Annotated in this window: 1 protein-coding gene; it reads right to left on the reverse strand. The window is 44.7% G+C overall.

The features are described from left to right. Positions 1 to 360, reverse strand: a 360-nt coding sequence (locus BCT81_RS05160) for a hypothetical protein (protein WP_133152561.1), incomplete at both ends; no start/stop codon positions are given.

The raw sequence follows: 360 nt of genomic DNA on the forward strand, positions 1-360 counted from the left end.
TGAGTTTGATTTAAGTGAAGCTCGCATTGTTCAACAAATGCCGTCACCGTCGTTTCATTCCCAAGGTCAGTCACAGAAAGCGGCATTAACTCCAGCGTCACAGCTGGAAAGTCAGACAAACTCTGTTGAAGCTTACCGATTACAGATTGCCAGTTAAGTTGCGCTTGCTGAATATCCGCTTGTGCACGTTGAATATCATCGCTTAGTGCTGTGATCATAGGAGCAAGAGAATCCAACTGTTGGCGATGCTCTTGACCATCTTTCTTAATGACCGCTAACTCATCTTTTTCTCGCTCTTGCTGAGCAATCAAGTTCGCAATATCTTGTGACTGCTCAACCGTATGTTCAGTAGAACCACAC

Source organism: Vibrio sp. 10N.261.52.A1 (genome assembly GCF_002876325.1).
Taxonomy (GTDB): domain Bacteria; phylum Pseudomonadota; class Gammaproteobacteria; order Enterobacterales; family Vibrionaceae; genus Vibrio; species Vibrio chagasii.